15 protein-coding genes are annotated in these 15,497 nt (G+C 62.0%); 8 read left to right on the plus strand and 7 right to left on the minus strand.

All coding sequences use genetic code 11. The annotated features are described in order from the left end of the window. Window positions 1-121: 121 nt before the first annotated feature. The gene (locus HFO99_RS11350; RefSeq protein ID WP_222361227.1) at window positions 122-892 is read left to right on the plus strand and encodes a TIM barrel protein; all 771 of its coding nucleotides are present in this window, start codon (window positions 122-124) and stop codon (window positions 890-892) included. Here the strand turns inward: HFO99_RS11350 and HFO99_RS11355 are convergent. Continuing rightward, complete coding sequence (locus HFO99_RS11355; protein WP_222308958.1) at window positions 889-1,425, minus strand: hypothetical protein; 537 nt, start codon at window positions 1,423-1,425, stop codon at window positions 889-891. The two genes, HFO99_RS11350 and HFO99_RS11355, sit on opposite strands and share 4 nt — an antisense overlap. Window positions 1,426-1,553: 128 nt before the next feature. On the opposite strand from HFO99_RS11355, the gene HFO99_RS11360 reads away from it, so the two are divergent. After that, window positions 1,554-2,027 carry a cupin domain-containing protein gene (locus HFO99_RS11360; protein ID WP_222308957.1) on the plus strand — a complete coding sequence of 158 codons (474 nt, stop codon included), beginning with the start codon at window positions 1,554-1,556 and terminating at the stop codon, window positions 2,025-2,027. A 72-nt stretch (window positions 2,028-2,099) separates the two neighbouring features. Here HFO99_RS11360 and HFO99_RS11365 read toward each other — a convergent pair whose 3' ends face one another. The 5 genes from HFO99_RS11365 to HFO99_RS11385 all read right to left on the minus strand — a co-directional run bounded on the left by HFO99_RS11365 (window position 2,100) and on the right by HFO99_RS11385 (window position 8,204). Further along, window positions 2,100-3,209, minus strand: a complete 1,110-nt coding sequence (locus HFO99_RS11365; RefSeq protein ID WP_222361229.1) for a sn-glycerol-3-phosphate import ATP-binding protein UgpC — start codon at window positions 3,207-3,209, stop codon at window positions 2,100-2,102. A 12-nt stretch (window positions 3,210-3,221) separates the two neighbouring features. Next, a complete protein-coding gene (locus tag HFO99_RS11370; protein ID WP_222361231.1) occupies window positions 3,222-4,136 on the minus strand; it encodes an ABC transporter permease subunit in 915 nt (304 codons plus the stop codon). Window positions 4,137-4,146: 10 nt separating this feature from the next. Further along, a complete protein-coding gene (locus tag HFO99_RS11375) occupies window positions 4,147-5,031 on the minus strand; it encodes a carbohydrate ABC transporter permease (protein WP_017965892.1) in 885 nt (294 codons plus the stop codon). Window positions 5,032-5,265: 234 nt separating this feature from the next. Then, a complete protein-coding gene (locus HFO99_RS11380; protein ID WP_222361233.1) occupies window positions 5,266-6,621 on the minus strand; it encodes an extracellular solute-binding protein in 1,356 nt (451 codons plus the stop codon). A gap of 371 nt (window positions 6,622-6,992) precedes the next feature. Continuing rightward, complete coding sequence (locus HFO99_RS11385) at window positions 6,993-8,204, minus strand: ROK family transcriptional regulator (protein ID WP_222361235.1); 1,212 nt, start codon at window positions 8,202-8,204, stop codon at window positions 6,993-6,995. A gap of 223 nt (window positions 8,205-8,427) precedes the next feature. Between HFO99_RS11385 and HFO99_RS11390 the strand changes: the two genes are divergently transcribed. From HFO99_RS11390 to HFO99_RS11415, 6 genes are all read left to right on the plus strand, one after another. Further along, window positions 8,428-9,666 (plus strand): extracellular solute-binding protein, encoded by a 1,239-nt coding sequence (locus tag HFO99_RS11390; protein ID WP_222331140.1) that lies wholly within the window; start codon window positions 8,428-8,430, stop codon window positions 9,664-9,666. 74 nt (window positions 9,667-9,740) lie between these two features. Beyond that, window positions 9,741-10,625: a carbohydrate ABC transporter permease gene (locus HFO99_RS11395; RefSeq protein WP_222361237.1), complete on the plus strand. Its 885-nt coding sequence runs from the start codon at window positions 9,741-9,743 to the stop codon at window positions 10,623-10,625. Beyond that, window positions 10,625-11,470, plus strand: a complete 846-nt coding sequence (locus tag HFO99_RS11400; RefSeq protein ID WP_222361239.1) for a carbohydrate ABC transporter permease — start codon at window positions 10,625-10,627, stop codon at window positions 11,468-11,470. The genes HFO99_RS11395 and HFO99_RS11400 overlap by 1 nt, the downstream gene beginning before the upstream one ends. Continuing rightward, window positions 11,467-12,489 (plus strand): SIS domain-containing protein, encoded by a 1,023-nt coding sequence (locus HFO99_RS11405; RefSeq protein WP_222361241.1) that lies wholly within the window; start codon window positions 11,467-11,469, stop codon window positions 12,487-12,489. The genes HFO99_RS11400 and HFO99_RS11405 overlap by 4 nt, the downstream gene beginning before the upstream one ends. Beyond that, on the plus strand, window positions 12,490-13,419 hold the full coding sequence (locus tag HFO99_RS11410) for a PfkB family carbohydrate kinase (RefSeq protein ID WP_222331137.1): 930 nt from the start codon (window positions 12,490-12,492) through the stop codon (window positions 13,417-13,419). Continuing rightward, on the plus strand, window positions 13,416-14,489 hold the full coding sequence (locus tag HFO99_RS11415; RefSeq protein WP_222361243.1) for an ABC transporter ATP-binding protein: 1,074 nt from the start codon (window positions 13,416-13,418) through the stop codon (window positions 14,487-14,489). The genes HFO99_RS11410 and HFO99_RS11415 overlap by 4 nt, the downstream gene beginning before the upstream one ends. A 130-nt stretch (window positions 14,490-14,619) precedes the next feature. Here the strand turns inward: HFO99_RS11415 and HFO99_RS11420 are convergent, their stop codons facing one another. After that, on the minus strand, window positions 14,620-15,447 hold the full coding sequence (locus HFO99_RS11420; protein ID WP_222331135.1) for a glycoside hydrolase family 16 protein: 828 nt from the start codon (window positions 15,445-15,447) through the stop codon (window positions 14,620-14,622). Window positions 15,448-15,497: the final 50 nt, after the last annotated feature.

The following is a 15,497-nucleotide window of genomic DNA, read 5'->3' on the forward strand; positions in this document are numbered from 1 at the left end:
GAGATGCCGGCCTGATGTGCTGAGTGTTCCGCCAATGCACACCGGGCGTCAAGCGCCTGCACTCTCTTGCGGCAGACTACGATCTGTCGCATGCCTGCATCAACGGATGGGAGGAGTTTTCATGCGACGTTATTCAGCCTGCATAGAGTGGCTGTTTGCCGAAGAGGGCGACAGCTTTCCCGATCGCATCCGCCGTGCCCATGCAGCCGGCCTAACAGCGATCGAGTTCTGGCGCTGGACCGACAAGGATCTGGACGCGATCGAGGCGGCGCGGAAGGAAACCGGCCTTGCCGTCTCCAGCCTCGTCGCCGAACCGATGATCGCGCTGACCGACGCAGCCAACCGGCAGACCTGGCTGAAGGGCCTTGCCGAATCCGTCACTGTCGCAAAGCGCCTCGGCGCGCCGGTGCTGATTGCCCAGGCGGGCGACGATCTCCCCGGCTTGACCCGCGAAGAACAGCGCCGGGCGCTCACCGAAACGCTGAGAGCCGGCGCCGATATCCTCAAAGGCAGCGGTGTCCGCCTCGGCGTCGAGCCGCTCAACATTCGCATCGACCATGTCGGCTATTTCCTCGATTCGACCCGCGAAGGCCTCGACATCATCGATGACGTCGCCCGCCCCGAGATCGGCATCGTCTATGACATCTACCATTCCGCCGTGATGGACGAGCGCACCGAAGAGGTGCTGAACGGCCGTCTCGACCGTATCATCCACGTCCATGTCGCCGATCACCCCGGCCGCAACGAGCCGGGCTCCGGCAGCATCGACCTTGCCCGACGCCTCGACTGGATCTTCGCCAACGGCTACGACGGCGCCGTCGGTCTGGAATACCGGCCGACCAGGGCTGGCGCGGACGCAGTCAAGGCTGCGATTGCTTCGCTCGGCGGTTAGGCTGAGCTGCCGCCTTCGGCGAAGGCTTCAAGCTCGGGATCGAAGTCGACCTCGACGACATTGTTGAAGACGGCGGTCGCCAGCATGATGCCGGCAAAGGCGACGAGATCGACGAGCACCTTGGTCTCGTAGCGCTCTTTCAGCTTTGCCCAGAGTTCGGCGGGAACAGCGTTGGAATCGGCGACGATCGCCTTGCCGAAGGCGTCGAGCAGCGTTTCCTCGTCTGAAAGCTCCAGCGCGTCGGGATTGAAGCCCTTGTTGATCAGCGCCCGGCGAAAGAAGGTGATAGCGATCTTCGATCTGGCTGCCTTCGAGATCGCATGCGAGAAGATCCAGATAGCCCGGTCGCTGACGGCGGGATCGAGCTCGGCCCGCAGCGTGAACCATTCGGCATAGATGCGGTGAGCGGCGGGCGAATGCAGCAGCGTCCGCTTCATGTTGGTCATCCGGCCGCGCAGCCTGACTTCTTCGTCATGCGCCGCACGAACCTCTTCCGAAGCGGTGTCATAGTCGATTTGCGGGAGGTGGCTCATCGGGTCCGTTCTTTCCTTTGTGCGCGGAAGCTATGGGGCCGGGACGTTATGCGGCTGCGCAGCGGCAAACCGCTTGGCCGCCGCCCGGCTCCGGCTTAGACTGACGAAATCGAAAGTGGAGGCAAGGCATGAGCGACGACCACGAGCATCACCATGTCGACTGGCGGGAACATGGCGTCAAGGTCATTCCCGGCAATTCGCTCGATCCGAACACCGCACAGACGCCGGGCATGAGCCGCGCGACCGCGATCAACAATGCGCGCGCCGGCGCCGAAAAGATCTGGGCCGGTACGGTGACGATCCATGCCAACGCCAAGACCGGCGCCCATCACCATGGCGATCTCGAAAGCATCATCTATGTGGTCAAGGGCAAGGCTCGCATGCGCTGGGGCGAGCATCTGGAATATACCGCCGAGGCCGGCCCCGGCGACTTCATCTATGTTCCGCCCTACGTGCCGCATCAGGAGATCAACGCCAGCCGCGACGAGACGCTGGAATGCGTGCTCGTCCGCTCAGGCCAGGAACCGGTCGTCGTCAACCTCGACATCGAGCCGGTCGAAAAGCCGGAGGACGTCGCGTGGATCGACCCGATCCACCGTTAGAGCAATTCACCTTCGGCAAGTGGCTGACATCCTCAGCCGCCGAACGCTCTGCCAAGATCATCGCAGACCGCTTTAGGCGTGGACGGCGCCTGCGCTGTTCATAACAGGATTCTCGATGATCCGGCCGGTATCGGCGGCATAGAGGTGGATCTGGTTGTAATCGATCGCGATGCCGATCGGATCGCCCGACTTCACCTTCACGGCCTCAGTCAGCGCCACGGCAAAGGGCAGTCCATCGAAATCGGCGTGGACGACGCGGCTTGCGCCGAGCTCTTCGATGAAATCGGCCGTTGCGGTGAGGGCGCCTGGCGCATCCGGGGCGACCAGCCGGGCGGCCTCGGCGCGCATGCCGAGCACGACGTGTTTGCCTTTCAGCGGTGCGGCGCGCTCGCGCGGCAGCGCGACCTTGCGGCTTTGATCGTAGACGAAGACGCCCTCGTCATTGATCGTGCCCTCGAGCAGGTTCATCGCCGGTGTGCCGACGAAGCCGGCGACGAAGCGCGAGACCGGATGATGATAGACCTCTTCCGGCGTGCCGACCTGCTCGACCCTGCCGCCATTCATCACCACCAGCCGGTCGGCCAGCGTCATCGCCTCGGTCTGATCATGCGTGACGAAGATCGAGGTTGCGCCGAGGCGACGGTGCAGGCGGCGGATTTCGGCGCGCATGGCGATACGCAGCTTGGCGTCGAGGTTCGACAACGGCTCGTCGAAGAGGAATACCTTCGGTTCGCGGATCATCGCCCGGCCCATGGCGACGCGCTGGCGCTGGCCGCCGGAAAGAGCGGCGGGCCGGCGTTCGAGGAAAGGTTCGAGGCTGAGCGCCTTGGCGACCTCGCCGATACGCCGCTGACGCTCCGCCTTCGAGACGCCGGCCACCTTCAATGCATAGCCGATATTCTCGGCAACGCTCATATGCGGATAAAGCGCATAGTTCTGGAAGACCATGGCGCAACCGCGCTCGCGTGGCTCCAGCTGGTTGACGACGCGGCCGTCAATGGCGATTTCACCGCCGGTGATTTCCTCAAGGCCGGCGATCATGCGCAGCAGCGTGGACTTGCCGCATCCGGATGGGCCGAGGATGACGATGAACTCACCCGACTGGATGTCGAGATCGACGCCGTGAACGACGGGGGTCTTGCCGTAGTTTTTCTTCACGCCACGAATGGAGATCGGTGCCAAGGGAGTACTCCTTCACTTCTCGGTGGAGATAAGGCCGCGTACGAACCAGCGCTGCATCAGAATGACGAGGATCAATGGCGGCGACATGATGATCAGGGTTCCGGCCATGGCGACATTCCAGTCGGGCAGGCCGAATTCGGACGGGATGAGGGTCTTGAGCTGCGTCACGGCGATGCCGAATTTCGGATCGGTGGTGATCAGCAGCGGCCAGAGATACTGGTTCCAGGCCCAGACAAACATGATCGTGAAGAGCGCGATCATATTTGGCCGCGAAAGCGGCAGCAGAATGTCCCAGAAGAACCGGACCGGGCCCGATCCGTCCATCTTCGAGGCCTCGGCCAGCTCGTCCGGAACGGTCAGGTAGAACTGCCGGTAGAGGAAGGTGCCGGTGGCGGTTGCGACCAGCGGCAAAACGAGACCGGGATAGGAATTCAGTAGGCCCCATTCGAGCTTGATCTGGAAGCCGGTGATCTGCGCAACGAGCCAGCTTATGCCGGTAACGTCGAGGATCGTCTGGAAAGGCTGCAGCGCATTGGCCGCAATCGAATAGGTCGGCACGATACGGACTTCCAGCGGCAGCATCAGCGTGATGAAGATGATCCAGAAAATCACATACCGGCCGCGGAAGCGGAAGTAGACGATCGAGAAGGCTGCCATGGAAGACAGCATGACCTTGCCGGCGCCGACGGTTGCGGCGAAGATGATGCTGTGGAACAGCTTGTTGCCGAGATCGGCGCGAACCCAGGCGGTCTCAGCGTTTTCCCAGAAATGCGAGCCCGGCATCAGCGGCAGCGGCACGCGATTGACCATCTCCAGATCAAGCGTCGAGGCGATGATGACGATGGCGAAAGGCAGAAGCGCGATCACCATGCCGAGCGCGAGAAGCGTATAACAGATGAAGTTGAATATCGGCGTGCGTTCGATCATGTCCGCGACCTCACTTGTAATGCACGCGCCGCTCAATGAAGCGGAACTGGAAGATGGTGAGAAGGACGACGAGCACCATCAGGATGATGGATTGCGCTGCGGCGCCCGAATAGTCGAGACCTCTGAAGCCGTCGAAATAGATCTTGTAGACCATGAGCTCGGTGGCGCGCGCCGGGCCGCCCTGCGTCATCACGTCGACGATACCGAAGGAATCCTGGAAGCTCTCGGTGATGTTGATGACGAGCAGGAAGAAAAGCGTCGGCGTCAACAGGGGCAGCTGGATATCCCAGATCCGGCGCATCGGTCCCGAACCGTCCATTGCGGCGGCCTCGATCAGCGAGCGCGGAATGCCTTGCAGCGCCGAGAGGAAGAAGATGAAGTTGTAGCCGATATACTTCCAGGAGAAGGCGACGATGACGGCGATCATCGCATCCTTGCCGTCGAGCGCGGGGTTCCAGAGGCCGGGCCAGACGTGGTTTATAACCGACAGAAGGCCGGCCTCCGGCGCCAGGATGAAGCGGAAGGCGAGGCCGAGAGCGGGAGCGGCAATTGCGTAAGGCCAGATGAAGACCGACCGGTAGACTTTGTGGCCGCGCAGTTCACGATCCGTCAAAAGCGCCAGGATCAGCGCCAGCCCCATGGCGATGGCCGTCGAACTGAAGCCGAAGATCATGCTGCGGGTGATCGAGTCCCAATAGATCGGGTCGGTGAGCAGCTGTTTGAAATTGTCGAAACCGACCCAGGCATTACCGCCGCCCCATGGCTGCTCGAGCGTGAACGCCCAATAGAGCGCCTGCGCGCTTGGCCAATAGAAGAAGACGAAGATCAGCAACAGCATCGGAAATGCGAAGAGCAGCCCGATCGTCGTTGAGGAGAAAGTGACGCGCTTTTCCATGAGTGGTCGTTTTCGTCCTGGTTTGGTTTAAAACATGTCGCGCAAAAATGTGCAGCAGTTTTGCGGTAACGACATGCGTCAAAATAGAGATCTAAAGCGCGAGGAGCGAATCTGAAAGATTGCGGCGCGCTTCAGGCGCGGGCGGCGAGTCCGCATCCGCGGCCGACTGAAGAACTTGCAACGACGCACCCGGCGCGCGAAATGCGGGCCGGGTGCGGCTCATTATCCAATCGATCAAGGGAGCTGAACGTTCTTGTAGGTCTGCTGGAAGCGACGCAGCAGCGTGTTGCCACGCTCGGCAGCGCTGTCGAGCGAAGCTTGGACATCGGCATTGTTGACGAAGATTGCCTGCAGACCATTGGCGATTTCGGTGCGGACCTGCAGCAGGCCACCGAGGCGGATGCCGTGCGGAGCCGCGTCGCCAGCCGGCGAAGCGGTCAGGCTCTGAATGGCGAGTTCGCGGCCGGCATAAGGAGCCTTGTCGTAGAAGCCCTGCTTCTTCAGATATTCGAAGCCGGAGTTACGAACCGGGATGTAGCCGGTAACGGTCGACCAGGTAAGAGCTTCTTCCGGCTTTGCGATGAAGTTGAAGAAGGCAGCGGCGGCCTTGTATTCAGCGTCGGAATGACCCTTCAGAACCCAGAGCGAAGCGCCGCCAACATAAGAGCTGTGGCGGGTTGCGTCGCCGTAGGTCGGGAGCATGGCAACACCCCAGTTCATGCCTTGCTTGGCGGTGCGGCCGACATTGCCGTGGTCGCCGACCGAGGTCAGGATGACCTGGCAATCGCCGGCGGCAAAAGCTTCGACGAAGGTCTGGCCGACAGCCTTGTTCTTGATGACGGCAAGCTTGTTGTCGTACCAGGACTTGAGGTCCTTGACGTAGCTGACGAGAAGCGGGTTCTTGTTGAACACGAGCTCGGCGTCGAGACCTTCAAAACCGTTCTTCTTCGTGGCGATCGCTTCGCCGTTTACGGCTTCGAACTGCTCGATGTACTGCCAGACTTCGTTGTTGGAGATGTCAAAGCCGAGCGGGCAAGCATAGCCTGCATCCTTCAGAGCCTTGAGATCCTCGCCTGCTTCCTTCCAGGTCGCCGGAGCATGATCCTTGCCGATCTTGGCGAAGGCGTCCTTGTTCCAGTAGAGAAGAGCCGTCGAGGAGTTGAAGGGGAAGGAGTACATCTCGCCCTTCGATGTCGCGTAGTAGCCGGAGATACCGGAGAAGTAGTCCTTCCAGTCGACGGTGTAGCCCATGTCGGTCATCAGCTTGTTGGCCGGGTAGTAGGCGCCGGAGAGCATGATGTCGAGGGTGCCGGCGTCGGAGACCTGGGCGATGGTCGGCTGCTTGCCGGCACGGAAGGCAGCAATGGTGTTCTGCAGGGACGCGTCGTAGCTGCCCTGGCTGGTGCAGACGACTTCGTAGTCGGCCTGCGACTGGTTGAAGCGATCGCACTGCTCCTGGACACGCTTTGCGATGTCACCGGAATTGCCGAACCAGAAGTCAATCTTGGTCTTATCGGCGGCGGTAGCGGGACCAGCAAGAAACGCTGTAGCGAGAAGGGCGCCAACGGCGCCGAGAAGCTTGGCTTGCATGAGAACCTCGAGGGTAAAAGGGACGCGCACTTTCAGCGCACGCCCTATTAGCTGGTTCAAATTGCCGCGGCCAATGAATATTACATGACATGAAGCCATCTAAAAAAAGTTGTCATAAAACCTTCATACAACCATTGTTCGCAAATCCAGGGAAATATTTATAGAGGTTTCAGATCTTGCTTCAATATATTGCCAGCAGATTGCAGCTATATTCGAAACGATGGAATTTTTAGGGGTATTTAATATTTATTTATATTATGACAGAGCGCCTTTATTCAGCTACTCCGCCGCAACGAAACTTGCAAAAACGCTGGCATTTTCGCCATTGCACTGGTGTGCAACCTCAGAGTTTAGGCCTCAGGGTTTAGGCCTCAGGATTGCAGGGAATCCTTCAGGATCGCCGCAAAACGCGGATCGAATGCACGGCTGATCGGTCCGGCGGCAGCGCCAAGCGCCACCGACCAGGGATCGGCCATGCCGGGCTGCAGGCGCGGCAGCGTCCGGCCACGACGTTCGGCGATCGAGGGCAGCAACGGCCCGATTGCCGCAATCAACCTGTTCACCAGCGCTTCCGGTGCGCTGCCGCAGAGGATCACCGTCTGCGGATCGAACAGCGTCTCGATGAGATGGATGCTCCAGCGCATGTCCACTGCAGCTGCTTCGACCCAGGCCCGGATGCTTTGATCGCCTCTCAAGGCGAGATCGTTGATATGTGCGTAGAGATGAGGATCGGCGGGATCGACCGATAGATGCTGATAGAGCGAGGCGAGCGAGGCGCGATGTTCGAGCGGCGTCGATTTGCCGTCGGCAAACAGCAGCGCCATGCCGATCTCGCCGGCATTGCCGTTGGTGCCGCGGTAGAGTTCGCCGTTGAGAATGAGGCCGGCGCCGATGCCATAGCCGACGAAGAGGCAGACGGCGTGGTCGAGGCCGTGGGCAGCTCCCACCATGCGTTCGGCGGTCGCTGCCGCCGCCGCATCGTTCTGCAGGCCGACATCGAGCCCGGTGCCGGCGGTCAGCGTTTCCAACAACGGAAATTTCTGCCAGGCCTCCATCATCCAAGGATCATCGCCACTGCCGGCAACTCCGAAAGGCCCGGGCATGGCGGCGCCGAGGCCGACCAGCCGCTTTTCCGACTGCTGGACGATTCCGGCGAGCTTTGAGCGTATGCCGGCGACGAGGTCGAGGATGACCTTCGTCCCGTTCGACGGACCTCCAGGTGGGAGGCCGGCTTCATCACGCACGAGAACGCTGCCGACGAGATCGACCGCGACCGCCCGCGTCACATGCCGGTCGATCTGCAAGCCGATCGCAAAGGCGCCCTCGGGCACCAGGCCGTAGGGTGTCGACGGCTGGCCTCTGCCCCTCCTCACCGTCTCCTGCGAACTGACGAGACCGTCGCGCTCAAGTTCCTCGATGATATTCGACACCGTCTGCTTGGTCAGCCGCGTCGCCCGCGCCAGATCGGCGCGTGAAAGCGCACCGTTGATCCTGAGGGCATCGATCATCACGCGCCGGTTATGCGCGCTGGTGCCCTCGTGATTGGTGCCGCTCTTGGCCCGGATCGGCCGGCTGTCATTCATGTGCAATTCCCTCTTGACTCCAATAGAATGTTGAAGAAGTAATAAGTCAAGACACTTGACTTATTAAGGGACCGGAGAGTTCCAGGGAACGCAGGAGGCCGGCAAGGGCTCCGACGACGCTCCGAGACGACGAACCGGCACGCATTCCGCGCGTGCCTTCTCGAACACCGATGGCGGAGGACCGCCGTCGGCAATGCGTAAATGTCAAAAACTGGAGGCTGCAATGCTGAAATCCTTTAACAAGACGCTTCTGGGTGCGGCCTTGATCGGCGCATCCCTTGCGCCGCATGCTTTCGCCGAAACGACGCTGAACGCGCTCTTCATGGCGCAGGCCGCCTATAGCGAGGCTGACGTGCGCGCCATGACCGACGCCTTCGCCAAGGCGAACCCCGATATCAAGGTCAATCTCGAATTCGTTCCCTATGAAGGCCTGCACGACAAGACGGTGCTGGCTCAGGGTTCCGGCGGTGGTTATGACGTCGTCCTCTTCGACGTCATCTGGCCGGCCGAATACGCCACCAACAAGGTGCTGGTCGACGTCTCCTCTCGCGTCACCGACGAGATGAAGAAGGGCGTGCTGCCGGGTGCCTGGACCACCGTGCAATATGATGGCAAATATTACGGCATGCCGTGGATCCTCGACACCAAATACCTGTTCTACAACAAGGAAATCCTCGAAAAGGCCGGCATCAAGACCCCGCCCAAGACCTGGGACGAACTGACCGAACAGGCAAAGACGATCAAGGACAAGGGCTTGCTTGCCACGCCGATCGCCTGGAGCTGGTCGCAGGCCGAAGCCGCGATCTGCGACTACACCACGCTCGTCAGCGCCTATGGCGGCGATTTCCTCAAGGACGGCAAACCGGCCTTCCAGACCGGCGGCGGCCTCGACGCCCTGAAGTACATGGTCTCCAGCTATTCCTCCGGCCTGACCAATCCGAATTCCAAGGAATTCCTGGAAGAGGACGTCCGCAAGGTCTTCGAAAACGGCGATGCCGCCTTCGCGCTGAACTGGACCTACATGTACAACATGGCCAACGATCCGAAGGACAGCAAGGTCGCAGGCAAGGTCGGCGTCGTGCCGGCGCCGGGTGTTGCCGGCAAGAGCGAGGCTTCGGCCGTCAACGGCTCGATGGGCCTCGGCATCACTTCGGCCAGCAAGCATCCTGATGAAGCCTGGAAATACATCACCTTCATGACTTCGCAGGCGACGCAGAATGCCTATGCCAAGCTCAGCCTGCCGATCTGGGCGTCGTCTTATGAGGATCCAGCCGTCACCAAGGGCCAGGAAGAGCTGATCTCCGCCGCCAAGATCGGCCTGGCCGCGATGTATCCGCGTCCGACGACGCCGAAATATCAGGAGCTCTCGACCGCGCTGCAGCAGGCGATCCAGGAATCGCTGCTCGGCCAGTCCTCTCCCGAGGACGCGCTGAAGTCGGCAGCAGACAATAGCGGCCTCTGATCAAGCCATGAAAACCCGGGCGGCGCCTGCCGTCGCCCGGTCTCCAAAACCTGTAATGAAGAAGGGTCGCCTTGATGTCGGGCACTTGGCTGACAACCCGCGCGTGGCTTTTGATGCTGCCGCTTCTCGTGGTCATGATATCAGTCATTGGCTGGCCTCTGATCGATACCGTCGGCCTCTCCTTCACCGACGCCAAGCTCGTCGGCACGGAAGGCAGCTTTGTCGGCATCGACAATTACGCAAAGATGATCTCCGGCTCGAATTTCCAGCGCACGCTCACCACTACCGCATGGTTCGCGATCGTTTCGGTCGCCGCCGAAATGGTGATCGGCGTGTTGGCAGCCCTGCTGCTGAACCAGCAGTTTCGCGGCCGCACCGCGCTTCGCGCCCTGATGATCCTGCCCTGGGCACTGCCGACCGTCGTCAACGCCACACTCTGGCGGCTGATCTACAATCCGGAATACGGCGCACTGAACGCCGCGCTGACCCAACTCGGCCTGCTGGAGGCCTATCGCTCCTGGCTCGGCGAACCGGGCACGGCGCTGGCGGCCCTCATCATCGCCGACTGCTGGAAGAATTTCCCGCTGGTGGCGCTGATCGCGCTGGCCGCGCTTCAGGCCGTGCCGCGCGACATCACCGCCGCCTCGCTGGTCGACGGCGCCGGCGCTTTCGCCCGCTTCCGCTTCGTCATCCTGCCCCATCTCGCCGGCCCATTGATGGTAGCCCTGGTGCTGCGCACGATCGAGGCCTTCAAAGTGTTCGACATCATCTGGGTCATGACCCGCGGCGGCCCGGCCAACAGCACGCGCACGCTGTCGATCCTCGTCTATCAGGAAGCCTTCTCCTTCCAGCGGGCAGGCTCGGGCGCCTCGCTGGCATTGATCGTCACGCTGCTGGTGACGCTGCTTGCCGCCGGCTACGCCGCTCTGGTGCGCAAGACCGCCGGGAGTGCGGCCTGATGGAACGCCAGAGCCCGCTCTTTTCCGCCTTCATTCACCTCTGCGCACTGCTGCTTGCTGCCGTCATCCTCGCGCCGATCCTGTGGTTGTTCATCATGAGCATCTCGCCGACCGCCGACCTTGCGGCAAAGCCGCTGCGCTGGTGGCCGCAGACGGTGGATTTCTCGCGCTACGGCGTGCTGCTCGCGACGCTCGAAAACAGCGCCGGCGCCGCCTTCACCTCGTCGCTGCGAAACAGCATCGAAGTGGCGGGAATGGCGACGATCGCCGCTATTGCGCTGGCCATTCCGGCGGGCTGGGCAGTATCACGCACGCCGTCCGTCGGCTGGTCGCTGTCGATGGTGATCGCCACCTACATGCTACCGCCGGTGGCGCTCGCCGTGCCGCTCTATATGGGGCTTTCCCATCTCGGATTGCTGAACAACGTCTTCGGGCTTGCTCTGGTATACCTGACGATCTTGGCGCCCTTCACTACCTGGCTAATGAAATCAGGCTTCGATTCTATTCCGCGCGAAATCGAATCCGCCGCGATGATCGACGGCGCCGGCCTGTTTCAGACGCTCAGGATCATCACGCTGCCGCTGGCCGCCCCCGTGGTGGCGACGTCAAGCCTCTTTGCCTTCCTGCTTGCCTGGGATGAATTCTTCTATGCGCTGCTCTTCACCTCGGACCAGCGCGCCAAGACGCTGACCGTCGCCATTGCCGATCTCGCCGGCGGCCGCGTTTCCGATTACGGACTGATCGCGACGGCAGGCGTGCTCGCCGCCCTGCCCCCGGTGCTGATCGGTCTTGTCATGCAACGCGCCCTGATTTCGGGGCTGACCAGCGGCGGCGTCAAGGGATGAACATGACATCAAAAACAACCCGGCCGGCCGGACTTGCCGCGATCGATCGCGAAATGGCGCGCCAGCATGCCGATGCGATTGCCTCCTACGAAGCTGCCCAGCCGATGGCAGCCCAGGCCGCCGCCTCGCTGAAAAAGACCGGCAGGCTGCTGCTCATCGGCATGGGTGGCTCGCATGCCGTCAACCGCGCCGTCGAACCGCTCTACCGGGCCCTCGACATCGATGCCGTCGCCTTGCCGCTGTCCGAGCAGCTCGGCCAGCCGCTGCCGATCGCCGGCAGGACGATCTTCGTCACCTCGCAATCCGGCGAAAGTGCGGAAGTCCTGCGCTGGTTCGACGAAACCGGCGGCACGGAAGAGACCTTCGGCCTGACGCTCGAAGGCGGCTCCTTCCTCGCAAGAACCGCGCCGTCGCTGGTCGGCAGCGGCGGCACCGAGCTAGCCTTCGCCGCGACCCGCAGCCTGACGGTAACCTTCGCCCTGCATCTGGCAATCCTCGCCGCCCTCGGCGAAAATCCCGACGCCGCACTTGCCGCCCTCAAGACGCCGGAAGACCGTGACATCACCGCCGCCCTCTCGGCACTCGAAAACGTCGCAACCGTCGTCACCTCGGGCCGCCGGCTGCAGGGTGTTGCCGAGGCGCTCGCGCTCGGATTGACCGAGCTGTCGCGCCGTCCCTGCTTCTCGCTTGAAGGCGGCCAGCTGCGCCACGGACCGATGGAGATGCTGGGATCCGAGATCGGCGTCGTGTTGTTCCGCGGCTTGGACGAGACGGCCGGCCTGGTCACCGCGATGGCGACATCCGCCGTCGCGACCAGTGCCCCGGTCATCCTGTTCGACGCGTCGGGCGAAGCGCCGGTTGCCGGCGCGGTTACGATCCGCTTTGCGCCTGCAACCGGTCTTGCCGCGATCTTCGCCATGCTGCCGGTCGCCCAGCGGCTGATGATCGCCTTTGCCCATGCCCGCGTGGAGGATGCCGGAACGCCGGTCCGCTCCACCAAGATCACCCGGAGCGAATGAATGCGGCCGCTTGCAGTCATCGGCAACGTCAACATCGACCTGATCCTCGGACCAGCCGCGCCCTGGCCGAAAGCCGGGACGGAGATCATCGTCGACCATGACGAGTTGCGCGTCGGCGGAGCCGCCGGCAACAGCGCGCTCGTCTGGCAAGCGCTCGGCGTCGAATTCGAGATCGCCGCCAGTATCGGCAGTGACCAGTTCGGTCGCTGGCTGAGCGAAGCCTTCGGCCACCGTTCCGACAAGTGGCCGGTACATCCTGAGAAAACGACGCTCTCCGTCGGCATCACCCATCCGGACGGCGAGCGCACCTTCTTCACGACAAAGGGCCACCTGCCGCGCTTCAGCCTGGCTGATGTCTTCGCGGTCATCGAGGGCGCAAGGTTGCAGGGCGGCTACACCCTTCTCTGCGGTTCGTTCCTGACCGACGACCTGACAGCGGATTATGACGCCTTCTTCGACTGGGCCGACAGCCATGGCATCACTGTCGCGCTCGATACCGGCTGGCCGCTCGACGGCTGGACAGACGAGAATTGCGCGGCGACGCGCGCCTGGCTCTCCCGCAGCGGTATCGCGCTGCTGAATGAGGTCGAATCGACGACGCTTGCCGGCATCGCCGATCCGATCGAGGCGGCTCGTCACATCAAGTCGCATATGCCGGAGAGTGCGATCATTGTCGTCAAGCGTGGCCCGGACGGCGCTCTCGCGATCGGGCCGGACGGCCTATTGGTTTCGGTGGCGGCACCCGTTGTCGAGGTCGTCGATACGATCGGCGCCGGCGATGTCTTCAACGCCGCCTTCCTCGCCTCGCTCGCAAGCGATGAGCCGCTGATCTCCTGCCTGGAGGCGGGAACCGCAGTCGCCTCACGCGCCATCTCCACCCTTCCCCGCAATTATGGCGGCCCGTCATCTCCTGAGGAGCCTGTGCGATGAGCGCGCTCGAAATTCAGAACATCCGCAAGACCTACGGCGACGTCGAGACGCTGAAAGGCATCGACGTCTCATTGGAAAGTGGCGAGTTCCTGGTGCTGCTCGGCTCCTCCGGCTGCGGCAAGTCCACGCTGCTGAATATCATCGCCGGCCTTGCCGAGGCAACGAGCGGCGATGTCAGGATCGGCGGCCGCTCGGTGCTTAGCGTGCATCCGAAGGACCGCGACATTGCCATGGTCTTTCAATCCTACGCGCTCTATCCCAATCTGACGGTGCACCGGAACATCGGTTTCGGCCTGGAAATGCGCAAGGTGCCGGCGCCGGAGCGCGACAGGGCCGTACACGATGCCGCAAAGCTCCTGCAGATCGAAAACCTTCTCGACCGCAAGCCGAGCCAGCTTTCCGGCGGCCAGCGCCAGCGCGTCGCGATCGGCCGCGCGCTGGTGCGCAAGCCGGAGGTCTTCCTCTTCGACGAGCCGCTCTCCAACCTTGATGCCAAGCTGCGCATGGAGATGCGCACCGAGATCAAGCGGCTGCACCAGATGCTGAAGACGACCGTCGTCTATGTCACCCATGACCAGATCGAGGCGATGACGCTTGCAAGCCGCATCGCCGTCATGCGCGACGGCCGCATCGAGCAACTGGGCACACCGGAAGAGATCTACAACCATCCGGCAACGCTCTATGTCGCCACCTTCGTCGGCGCGCCGCCGATGAACCTGCTGAAGGTGACGGCGCGAGATGGTCGCCTGGCGCTTTCCGGCTCCGATGCCAGCCTGCCTCTGCCCGCCCGTTTCCGCGAGGCGGCCGGCAATGGCCGCGACCTTGTCCTCGGCATCCGTCCCGAGGCGCTTCGCACGGGCGGCACTGGCCCGTCGATCGAGGCAACCCTTGAGGTCGCAGAGCTGACCGGCCCGGAACTCGTCGTCACCGCCCTTGCCGGAGATCAGCGTCTGATGGCCTGCCTGCCGCCACGCACCCCGATCCGCGACAACGAAAAGCTCACTCTCTTTTTCGACGAGGAGGCAATGCATCTCTTCGACCCGGAAACCGGTCTCAGCTGCGGCCATTAGAGCATGCCGCGCAAAAGTGTGCAGCGGTTTTGCGACAACGACATGCGTAAAACAAGGACCTAAAGCGCGAGGAGCGAATCTGAAAGATCGCGACGCGCTTTAGCGACAGCACGGTTTTCCCCTCAGTTGTTCAATTCGCTGCGTCAGTAGGCTTCCGCTGGTAGACGTGAATATAGTCGACGAGCAGGATGGAAGGATTCGGCGTTTCATCGATCGGCCAACCCGAGCCGAGCGCCAGGTTCACCAACGGATAGAACGGCATGTGGAACTCCTTCGGCGTATCGAAGCTCCAGATGAACTGACGGTCGAGATAGAAGCTCGTCTTGTCAGCTTGGATATCGACGCCGTAGGTGTGGTATTCGCTGTTCAAAATTCCGTCCTGGACGGTTTGCCAATGGCCGCCGGTCGTGTTCTGGCCGCCCTGGCTCTGACGCCAGATATGAAAGCCCATGCTGAATTCGTAGGGCGCGCGTCCATAATATTCCAGGACGTCGATCTCGGCGGTGTATTTCGACCGGTCAAGCCCGATGAGCCAGAAGGCCGGCCAGACACCCTTGCCTGGCGGCAGCATCATCCGTGCTTCGAAATAACCGAATTGCTGCGAGAACCCTTCGCCTTTGGGGTTCACCGACGACAACAGGCCCGAGCGCCAGGTTCCATCGGCCTCCTTGCGCGCTTCGATCTTCAGAACTCCCTGATCGGTGGTAAACGGAAAGCCCGGCGCCGGGTCTGTGAAACGGGCATCACCGAAATCGCCGTTCCAGGGCGTATGGGCGATCCAGCGGGAGCTTCTCTCCCCCCAGGCCGAGACGTCGAGACTGTCGAAACTTTCCTCGAACGTTAGCTGGTACGCATTGATATTGAGTGGTTGTTGAGCCACGCTGGGCCGGCCGGGCAACGCCCCCAGACCGAGTACGATGAGCAAACCCAGAGCCTTAGAAGATATCCCGTAACGCATCCTGCTCCTCCGAAAACGCCAAACCAATCGTTGGACTACACTTGTCTCGA

The sequence above is a fragment of the Rhizobium leguminosarum genome (assembly GCF_019798305.1).
In the GTDB taxonomy this organism is placed as follows: domain Bacteria; phylum Pseudomonadota; class Alphaproteobacteria; order Rhizobiales; family Rhizobiaceae; genus Rhizobium; species Rhizobium leguminosarum_U.

Coding starts and splice junctions, on each gene's coding strand:
- HFO99_RS11350 (WP_222361227.1), top strand. CDS start 122: ATGCGACGTTATTCAGCCTGCATAGAGTGGCTGTTTGCCGAAGAGGGC.
- HFO99_RS11355 (WP_222308958.1), bottom strand. CDS start 1,425: ATGAGCCACCTCCCGCAAATCGACTATGACACCGCTTCGGAAGAGGTT.
- HFO99_RS11360 (WP_222308957.1), top strand. CDS start 1,554: ATGAGCGACGACCACGAGCATCACCATGTCGACTGGCGGGAACATGGC.
- HFO99_RS11370 (WP_222361231.1), bottom strand. CDS start 4,136: ATGATCGAACGCACGCCGATATTCAACTTCATCTGTTATACGCTTCTC.
- HFO99_RS11375 (WP_017965892.1), bottom strand. CDS start 5,031: ATGGAAAAGCGCGTCACTTTCTCCTCAACGACGATCGGGCTGCTCTTC.
- HFO99_RS11380 (WP_222361233.1), bottom strand. CDS start 6,621: ATGCAAGCCAAGCTTCTCGGCGCCGTTGGCGCCCTTCTCGCTACAGCG.
- HFO99_RS11385 (WP_222361235.1), bottom strand. CDS start 8,204: ATGAATGACAGCCGGCCGATCCGGGCCAAGAGCGGCACCAATCACGAG.
- HFO99_RS11390 (WP_222331140.1), top strand. CDS start 8,428: ATGCTGAAATCCTTTAACAAGACGCTTCTGGGTGCGGCCTTGATCGGC.
- HFO99_RS11395 (WP_222361237.1), top strand. CDS start 9,741: ATGTCGGGCACTTGGCTGACAACCCGCGCGTGGCTTTTGATGCTGCCG.
- HFO99_RS11400 (WP_222361239.1), top strand. CDS start 10,625: ATGGAACGCCAGAGCCCGCTCTTTTCCGCCTTCATTCACCTCTGCGCA.
- HFO99_RS11405 (WP_222361241.1), top strand. CDS start 11,467: ATGAACATGACATCAAAAACAACCCGGCCGGCCGGACTTGCCGCGATC.
- HFO99_RS11410 (WP_222331137.1), top strand. CDS start 12,490: ATGCGGCCGCTTGCAGTCATCGGCAACGTCAACATCGACCTGATCCTC.
- HFO99_RS11415 (WP_222361243.1), top strand. CDS start 13,416: ATGAGCGCGCTCGAAATTCAGAACATCCGCAAGACCTACGGCGACGTC.
- HFO99_RS11420 (WP_222331135.1), bottom strand. CDS start 15,447: ATGCGTTACGGGATATCTTCTAAGGCTCTGGGTTTGCTCATCGTACTC.